This window comes from Flavobacterium sp. (assembly GCF_049240005.1).
Classification (GTDB): domain Bacteria; phylum Bacteroidota; class Bacteroidia; order Flavobacteriales; family Flavobacteriaceae; genus Flavobacterium.
In genome coordinates this window covers 1-5,553 of the sequence record NZ_JBMLTK010000117.1, presented here as the reverse complement: position 1 = coordinate 5,553, position 5,553 = coordinate 1, and the positions used below count along the sequence as shown (strand labels likewise).

The 5,553-nt window shown below is 40.1% G+C and carries 7 protein-coding genes; all 7 read right to left on the bottom strand.

Features of this window, described 5'->3' with window-relative positions; translation table 11 throughout:
* Positions 1-211: 211 nt before the first annotated feature.
* The 7 genes from ACOVQQ_RS11885 to ACOVQQ_RS11855 all read right to left on the bottom strand — a co-directional run bounded on the left by ACOVQQ_RS11885 (position 212) and on the right by ACOVQQ_RS11855 (position 5,388).
* The gene (locus ACOVQQ_RS11885) at positions 212-2,065 is read right to left on the bottom strand and encodes a hypothetical protein (RefSeq protein ID WP_421818388.1); all 1,854 of its coding nucleotides are present in this window, start codon (positions 2,063-2,065) and stop codon (positions 212-214) included.
* Positions 2,066-2,095: 30 nt separating this feature from the next.
* Positions 2,096-2,494, bottom strand: coding sequence for a hypothetical protein (locus ACOVQQ_RS11880; RefSeq protein ID WP_421818387.1), 399 nt, complete (start codon positions 2,492-2,494; stop codon positions 2,096-2,098).
* Between the two features lie 4 nt (positions 2,495-2,498).
* The gene (locus tag ACOVQQ_RS11875) at positions 2,499-2,840 is read right to left on the bottom strand and encodes a hypothetical protein (protein ID WP_094485681.1); all 342 of its coding nucleotides are present in this window, start codon (positions 2,838-2,840) and stop codon (positions 2,499-2,501) included.
* Between the two features lie 52 nt (positions 2,841-2,892).
* Positions 2,893-3,174: a YtxH domain-containing protein gene (locus tag ACOVQQ_RS11870; protein ID WP_421818386.1), complete on the bottom strand. Its 282-nt coding sequence runs from the start codon at positions 3,172-3,174 to the stop codon at positions 2,893-2,895.
* Between the two features lie 181 nt (positions 3,175-3,355).
* The gene (locus ACOVQQ_RS11865) at positions 3,356-3,883 is read right to left on the bottom strand and encodes a mechanosensitive ion channel domain-containing protein (protein ID WP_421818385.1); all 528 of its coding nucleotides are present in this window, start codon (positions 3,881-3,883) and stop codon (positions 3,356-3,358) included.
* Position 3,884: 1 nt separating this feature from the next.
* Positions 3,885-4,466: a Maf family nucleotide pyrophosphatase gene (locus ACOVQQ_RS11860; protein ID WP_421818384.1), complete on the bottom strand. Its 582-nt coding sequence runs from the start codon at positions 4,464-4,466 to the stop codon at positions 3,885-3,887.
* A complete protein-coding gene (locus ACOVQQ_RS11855) occupies positions 4,456-5,388 on the bottom strand; it encodes a geranylgeranylglycerol-phosphate geranylgeranyltransferase (protein ID WP_421818383.1) in 933 nt (310 codons plus the stop codon). The genes ACOVQQ_RS11860 and ACOVQQ_RS11855 overlap by 11 nt, the downstream gene beginning before the upstream one ends.
* Positions 5,389-5,553: the final 165 nt, after the last annotated feature.

Here is a 5,553-nt window from a genome sequence, read left to right as displayed (position 1 = left end):
AAGCGTGACGGGGCAGCGACCAAATTTCAACTATAAAACGCTGCACCGGATTGCCCAAAAAAAAAGGCTGCCTACTTTTCAGAGACAGCCTAAACACAAAACAAAACTTTAAAAGGACTTTCTTTTTCAGGCAATTTTTCCCAATGCCTTATGATGTAAAGTTCTAAATATCTCCACAACGGGATTTATATGATTTACAGAAATTCTTCTATTATTTATAGATGATCGTGCGCGGCTTTCCAAAGTCGAAGCTCTCTAAACGGAAATCGGTTGTTTCGAATGAGTTGGTTTGGAACGGATTAGCAGCTCCGGACGGTAAATTAGAGTAGTAAGCAAACGATATTTGAAAGGACGAAAATACCAGATAGTCGTTTGAAATTATGATACCGGCGCCGATTTTAGAGTACAATTTGCTGTTAATCATGTCGGAAATACCGTTGCCCAACAATCCACCGCTATAACTAAAAAACGGATTTAAACGGAAACCAATTAGCTGCCAAGGCGAATAACTTTGTGTTTGAAAATTTACAATAAACTTGCTTGTTCCAACCAAAGGAGCATTGAAACCGGATATACCCGACGGATTAGGCGAAACGACTCCTGCACCGTAATCTCCCAAAAACAAGCTACTTTCATTTAGTGTTAGCCGATCGCCGTAACTATCGACACGATTAAATCCGAGTATCAGTTGTGGTTTGAAAAATTGCCGTAAACTCCAGTTCCCCAGCGGAATCAACGGTGTGAAATAATTGACAGTGAGCGTTAAGGCACTTTGTTCCATGGCACCACGACGGAAAAAACTTCCTCCTTCAAAATTTGCACAGAGAAATCCAATTCGGTAATAATCGCCATGAGCTAGTCGAAATCCGGCATACGTCCTCATCCGTTCGTTCTTTTGCTGCTGACCAAAGGTGACGCCGTAAATTTTACCGACGGCAACGTCTTCAACAATCCCGTAATTAAACAGGAATTTATCTTCGACAAACTGCCTAGAAGTAATTCCAATGCCTACGAGGAATTGCTGCTCGTCAGAAAAGTAGTCGGCAGGATCAAATGCTAAAGTCGGACTCTCACTAAATCCTATATTTAAAAATCGCCCAGACACAACTAAATTCGTAGTTATTTCCTCTTCGCTTTGATCATCAAAGATTTTGAACGCATGACCCATCCAAAAATCTTCGGAATGATACTTGAAGTTCTTAAGTTCGTAGTTGTTTGTTGCATCGGGTATCGAATCTTGTCGAAACTGTTCGTCGACGTAAATTCCGCCAGCCCATTTTGTAAGTGGCGAGTAAAAAGGCCGTTCTATATTAAAGCTCTTTCCGTAAAAGTTATTTAAATCGTTTTGATACGAAATAGTAGTTTGAACGAAAGAGTTTTTAATATTCGGAACTGAATACGAGGTGAAGTAGGCATTTTCGCCATCTGAAAATCGGTTAACGAAGCGGTTTCGCCAGTTATGTCCGAATCCTAGGAAGTTACGTTCCTGAATATCAACTGAACTTCGACTGGTTGAACCGGAAAATCGAGGAATAAAGCTCCAGCTATCAACCACTCGAACGTCGAGATCTATAGAATCTTTACTGTTTGGAATAACAATGGGTGTAATACGTACACGACTGATGAAGCGTTGTGCTCGTATGATACGTTCCGATTCCTTTAAACGTATGGTGTCGAGTGGTTTGTTGCGTCGAACGAGTAGCAGATTTCGAATAGCAAAGTCTTTAGACTTTAAATGCACTGCATTTCCAAACTTTTCGCCGGTATTTCGTGGTTTTTTATTGACATCGGTTTCTGAATAGCCGAAAGGATCGAGTGTAGTGACACTAATATTCCGCACGATTTTACCTTGATATCGACTGAGATTTCGGAAGGCTTTTTTTCGGATGTTTTGCCGTGCTTTTTGTTTTTCGACAGGTTCAAAGATTGCTTTGTGCAACCACTTTGTGAACTTCGACTTATGGCTAATCTTCTCGATTTTTCGGTATAAAGCAGCCGTATCTTTCTCTTGCTGAACCTGTGCGGGCGCAACAGTGGTAAAAATTGATAAAAGAAATAGATACAAGTACTTTTTCAACCTTAAATCGATCGTAGATTAAGTGTTGATTTTTAACTTTCGCAGTAAATCGGCAACGCGTTGTTGCATACTTGGCGCCAAATTATCAGTCTTCTCCATGACTTTTCGAGTAACTAATGCTTGAAGAATGGTTCCTAATAATCCGCCGACAACGCCTGTAGATTTCCCGAAAATGAGTCGTTTAGCAACAACTCCAGAAAAGAAACTTACGGCTAAACGAGAGATACTGACTTTAAAAAAGCGCGATCGCACGAAACGGTCGAGTTGCATGATCGCAAAATCTTCGTCGGTAAGCGATCTTTGAAGCGTTCGGGATTGCTGAACGAGAACGACCTTTTGCTGCTCACGCGAGCTTGCTACCTGATAAATTTGCTGATCTAAGTCGGCTATATTTTGAATGTGTGCATATTTGCTCATACGATTACGTCTTAAAAATAGATTTGATTATCAGATTAATAAACCATTTTGTGAGTTTGTTCTTGAATGCAAACAGCAGTATTCCGATTAAAAAATAGGCAGCTGCAACAATCAAAAAACCTTTTGCTAGACTTTCTAGCTGTTCGCCAATTAAGAACGCAACGGCAAAGTTGGCTAGTAAAAACGCGGGAATGAGTACAATTAGTATGATGACATAAAAGACCAACAAACCACCGATTTCGCTAATCGATTTTAAGCCTTTGAGTTTGTACAATTCGAAGGTGTCTTCGACAAACTTTTTCCCAGCTGCGAGTATCTCACTAAAAATAACTTTTTGTTCGTCCATATTCAAAGATATAAAAAGGGCTACTTGGTTGCAGGTAGCCCTATTTTAATTTTTAGGATTTTAAATTGGTTTCCAATTGCGACTTTGTTTTGTCAACAAATTCGGCACCTTCCGCCAATGCATGTTCTCCTTTTGATTTCCAATTTTCAATTTTGGAAGAAACAGTATCAACTGCTTCGTTGTATTTTGATTTTAAATCGTCGGCAGTATCTTTACCTTTTTTACCGATTTTTCTACGGGTTTCTGTCCCTTTATCCGGGGCAAAAAGTATTCCCAAAATAGCTCCTGCCGCAAGGCCAACCAAGGCGCCTGCAATTACTCTTCCTGTGCTCATAATTGTTCAAATTTAAGTTTGATATTCAGCGAAGGGTAGAAATCCCACTCGCCATTAACACGAATTCAGTACTGAAAATCGATACAATAAAGGTACAAGCATAATCTGCCTCTTTCTTACGGAATTCTACTATTGCTTTGTATAATTAAGTGCCCTGAAACGGCGAAATTATCGTTGCTAATTAATCCGTGAATTCCTGATTTTCAGCGGTCGGATCGTTAATGACCGAAATACCTTTTTGCATCATTACCGTGTTTGGAATGGTAATGATTTCACCACTTTTTGTTCGTAAATAGGTGTGAAAGGCTTTAATATCCTCGATTTCTGCTTCAATCGGATAATCTTTATCCAAAATCTTTACCGTGTCGCCAATCTTAAATGGCAGTGAAAACAACAAGATGATTCCGGAAGTAATGTTGCTTAAAATAGACCATTGTGCGAAAAATGCGACGCCTAAAATGGTGAGTAAAGACGTGAATGTCACAAATAAATCGTCTGAATTAACTCCCCATATCGCAAATACAACAACGAAAAATAAAACGGTTAGAAAAACATTATTGTATCGGATCGCTAAATTGGCGCGGTGGGCGAGAAGCTGACTGTGTTTTGCGTATTCGGTTATCGCTTTTGCCGCAAGTACGCGCACCAGCACAACTATAGCTAGTGTTATTAGTGTAGCGAGTATTTCAGCCCAAAACGTTTGCAGCATATTAGAAATCTTGTAAATGTTTGTAAACCAAATGCGTTGGAAGTCCCATAACCGTATAAAAACTACCTTCTAACTTTTCAATTGCAATATATCCGATAAATTCTTGAATGCCGTAAGCACCAGCTTTGTCAAACGGTTTGAATAAAGTTACGTATTTCTTGATGTCGTTTTCACTTAATTCGCTAAAGCTCACTGCTGCCACGTCGGTAACTACTACTTGTTTTTCGCGCGAAGCAATACAAAAACTGGTATAAACCCGATGCGTTTTACCACTCAGCTGCTTCAACATACGCTCCGCTTCAACGCCATCGGCAGGTTTTGCTAGCATTTCTCCGTCGAGCCAAACCAATGTATCTGCGGTAAGTACAACTTCATCAGGCTGTAAATCGGGTAATAATACAGCGGCTTTCTGTATACAAATTGCCTCAGTAATTGCTCCTTCACGTAAATCCTCCGAATAACTTTCATCGGTTTCGCGAACACGCAAGTCAAAAGTAAATCCCAATCCTTGCAACAGTTCTTTCCGTCGCGGAGAACCACTTCCTAATATAAGTCGCTTTCCTGAAGGCAGATTACTGAACATTCATTTTCACATTATAAGTTACTACGGCAATCAAAAGTACGCCTCCTAAAAAAGCGATTTTCAATAAATTAGAAAGCAATTTGTAATCGCTCGGGCTTGAGGCATTCCAAATTTTTATTCCAACATAAGCACAAATTGAGGCGGGTAAGGCAAACATCAATGCGGCAGCAAAATACAAGTCGTATGCAAAGTAGTAGGTAAAAGTGTAGTACACTAAATAGGCCGCAAATAAAATTGACGCTACAGCTACGACTTTATTCATTTTGTCCGTTCCGAGCGCTACCGCCAAAGTTCGGCGCCCAATGGCTTCGTCTCCTAAGATATCCTGCTGATCTTTAACCCATTCACGAATGAGCGTTAGGAAAAAGCAAAAACCAGCATAGTCTAAAATTACCTGGAACAACAGCGAGTATGTAGTTCTGTTTTCATCGTTCAAGGCCGGGTACAAATCAAACAATCCAACTAATATTAGCGCAAGTGCACACAGAGCAGCCACAACTATATTTCCGAGTACGGGAACAGTTTTAAAATTCTGCGGATACAAATAAAGTACAACAGCCGTTAGCACAAATAATCCAGCAAATCCGGGCGAGTCGATACTGTTCGCCAGATAAAACCCAATAGCAACACCAATCACATTTACCGCAAAGTAAATGCCGTGTAACACGTTTTCAGAAAACAATTCAACCAACAGCGATTGGTCTTTTCGATTGATCCGATCGGCTGCTACGTCTTGGATATCATTAATGACGTAACCTCCCAAGGCAACGCAAACGGTTGCAAAAACAAGGAGCGCAAACTGAAAGTCGCTCAAAACAGGTGCTATTTTCTGCGGAAGCAAAAAGGTGTAACGCAATAAATACTGCGCTAAGGCAATGAGTGCCAAATTGGCCACGCGAAAAACTCTCAGATATAAAAACACAGTCAAAATTTTTGCGCAAATATAGTCGAGCCGTTTCAGAACTTTCTCACAAAAGCGCAATTCTTGTCTATTCAACGTGAGTTCGATCTAAAAATTGAAGTTAGCAATCATTAAAATAGTTGATTTTCGCCAATTAGATCTGTAAAAAGGCTCAAGTAAAAAGCC

Coding starts and splice junctions, on each gene's coding strand:
- ACOVQQ_RS11880 (WP_421818387.1), bottom strand. CDS start 2,494: ATGAGCAAATATGCACACATTCAAAATATAGCCGACTTAGATCAGCAA.
- ACOVQQ_RS11875 (WP_094485681.1), bottom strand. CDS start 2,840: ATGGACGAACAAAAAGTTATTTTTAGTGAGATACTCGCAGCTGGGAAA.
- ACOVQQ_RS11870 (WP_421818386.1), bottom strand. CDS start 3,174: ATGAGCACAGGAAGAGTAATTGCAGGCGCCTTGGTTGGCCTTGCGGCA.
- ACOVQQ_RS11865 (WP_421818385.1), bottom strand. CDS start 3,883: ATGCTGCAAACGTTTTGGGCTGAAATACTCGCTACACTAATAACACTA.
- ACOVQQ_RS11860 (WP_421818384.1), bottom strand. CDS start 4,466: ATGTTCAGTAATCTGCCTTCAGGAAAGCGACTTATATTAGGAAGTGGT.